The organism is Rouxiella sp. Mn2063 (genome assembly GCF_049319665.1).
In the GTDB taxonomy this organism is placed as follows: Bacteria; Pseudomonadota; Gammaproteobacteria; order Enterobacterales; family Enterobacteriaceae; genus JBMOUD01.
This window is the reverse complement of sequence record NZ_JBMOUD010000036.1, coordinates 1-2,939: the sequence shown is the minus strand read 5'-3', so window position 1 is coordinate 2,939 and position 2,939 is coordinate 1. Positions and strand designations below refer to the sequence as shown.

Here is a 2,939-nt window from a genome sequence, read left to right as displayed (position 1 = left end):
AAAACACCTTTGGTGTTGTAAGGTTAAGCCTCACGGATCATTAGTACTGGTTAGCTCAATGCATCGCTGCACTTACACACCCAGCCTATCAACGTCTTAGTCTTAAACGTTCCTTCAGGTGGCTTAAAGCCACAGGGAAGACTCATCTCGAGGCAAGTTTCGCGCTTAGATGCTTTCAGCGCTTATCTTTTCCGCATTTAGCTACCGGGCAGTGCCATTGGCATGACAACCCGAACACCAGTGATGCGTCCACTCCGGTCCTCTCGTACTAGGAGCAGCCCCTCTCAATCTTCCAACGCCCACGGCAGATAGGGACCGAACTGTCTCACGACGTTCTAAACCCAGCTCGCGTACCACTTTAAACGGCGAACAGCCGTACCCTTGGGACCTACTTCAGCCCCAGGATGTGATGAGCCGACATCGAGGTGCCAAACACCGCCGTCGATATGAACTCTTGGGCGGTATCAGCCTGTTATCCCCGGAGTACCTTTTATCCGTTGAGCGATGGCCCTTCCATTCAGAACCACCGGATCACTATGACCTACTTTCGTACCTGCTCGAGCCGTCACTCTCGCAGTCAAGCTAGCTTATGCCATTGCACTAACCTCACGATGTCCGACCGTGATTAGCTAACCTTCGTGCTCCTCCGTTACTCTTTAGGAGGAGACCGCCCCAGTCAAACTACCCACCAGACACTGTCCTCACCCCAGATTATGGGGCCGAGTTAGAACATCAAACATTAAAGGGTGGTATTTCAAGGTTGGCTCCACGCAGACTGGCGTCCACGCTTCAAAGCCTCCCACCTATCCTACACATCAAGGCTCAATGTTCAGTGTCAAGCTATAGTAAAGGTTCACGGGGTCTTTCCGTCTTGCCGCGGGTACACTGCATCTTCACAGCGAGTTCAATTTCACTGAGTCTCGGGTGGAGACAGCCTGGCCATCATTACGCCATTCGTGCAGGTCGGAACTTACCCGACAAGGAATTTCGCTACCTTAGGACCGTTATAGTTACGGCCGCCGTTTACTGGGGCTTCGATCAAGAGCTTCTCCTTGCGGATAACCCCATCAATTAACCTTCCAGCACCGGGCAGGCGTCACACCGTATACGTCCACTTTCGTGTTTGCACAGTGCTGTGTTTTTATTAAACAGTTGCAGCCAGCTGGTATCTGCGACTGGCTTCAGCTCCGAGAGCAAGTCTCTTCACCTACGCGCCAGCGTGCCTTCTCCCGAAGTTACGGCACCATTTTGCCTAGTTCCTTCACCCGAGTTCTCTCAAGCGCCTGAGTATTCTCTACCTGACCACCTGTGTCGGTTTGGGGTACGATTTAATGTTACCTGATGCTTAGAGGCTTTTCCTGGAAGCAGGGCATTAGTGACTTCACCACCGTAGTGGCTCGTTATCGTGCCTCAGGGTTGAATATGCAACCGGATTTACCTGGTCACACCCCCTACACACTTGAACCGGGACAACCGTCGCCCGGCTCACCTAGCCTTCTCCGTCCCCCCTTCGCAGTAACACCAAGTACAGGAATATTAACCTGTTTCCCATCGACTACGCTTTTCAGCCTCGCCTTAGGGGTCGACTCACCCTGCCCCGATTAACGTTGGACAGGAACCCTTGGTCTTCCGGCGTGCGGGTTTTTCACCCGCATTATCGTTACTTATGTCAGCATTCGCACTTCTGATACCTCCAGCAAACCTCACAGTTCACCTTCAACGGCTTACAGAACGCTCCCCTACCCAACAACGCTAAGCGTCGCTGCCGCAGCTTCGGTGCATGGTTTAGCCCCGTTACATCTTCCGCGCAGGCCGACTCGACCAGTGAGCTATTACGCTTTCTTTAAATGATGGCTGCTTCTAAGCCAACATCCTGGCTGTCTATGCCTTCCCACATCGTTTCCCACTTAACCATGACTTTGGGACCTTAGCTGGCGGTCTGGGTTGTTTCCCTCTTCACGACGGACGTTAGCACCCGCCGTGTGTCTCCCGTGATAACATTCTTCGGTATTCGTAGTTTGCATCGAGTTGGTAAGCCGGGATGGCCCCCTAGTCGAAACAGTGCTCTACCCCCGAAGATGAGTTCACGAGGCGCTACCTAAATAGCTTTCGGGGAGAACCAGCTATCTCCCGGTTTGATTGGCCTTTCACCCCCAGCCACAAGTCATCCGCTAATTTTTCAACATTAGTCGGTTCGGTCCTCCAGTTAGTGTTACCCAACCTTCAACCTGCCCATGGCTAGATCACCGGGTTTCGGGTCTATACCTTGCAACTTGACGCCCAGTTAAGACTCGGTTTCCCTACGGCTCCCCTATACGGTTAACCTTGCTACAAAATATAAGTCGCTGACCCATTATACAAAAGGTACGCAGTCACACCACGAAGGTGCTCCCACTGCTTGTACGTACACGGTTTCAGGTTCTATTTCACTCCCCTCGCCGGGGTTCTTTTCGCCTTTCCCTCACGGTACTGGTTCACTATCGGTCAGTCAGGAGTATTTAGCCTTGGAGGATGGTCCCCCCATATTCAGACAGGATGTCACGTGTCCCGCCCTACTCATCGAACTCACAATTTATGCGCTTTTGTGTACGGGACTATCACCCTGTACCGTGCGACCTTCCAGACGCTTCCACTAACACACAAACTGATTCAGGTTCTGGGCTGTTCCCCGTTCGCTCGCCGCTACTAGGGGAATCTCGGTTGATTTCTTTTCCTCGGGGTACTTAGATGTTTCAGTTCCCCCGGTTCGCCTCATATGGCTATGTATTCACCATATGATAGTGTGACGTATCACACTGGGTTTCCCCATTCGGGTATCGTCGGGTATAACGGTTCATATCACCTTACCGACGCTTATCGCAGATTAGCACGCCCTTCATCGCCTCTGACTGCCTAGGCATCCACCGTGTACGCTTAGTCGCTTAACCTCACAACCCAAA

Annotated in this window: 1 rRNA gene; it reads right to left on the bottom strand. The window is 52.3% G+C overall.

Features of this window, described 5'->3' with window-relative positions:
• Positions 1-19: 19 nt before the first annotated feature.
• Positions 20-2,927 (bottom strand): 23S ribosomal RNA (locus tag ACL9RG_RS22665).
• Positions 2,928-2,939 lie beyond the last annotated feature (12 nt).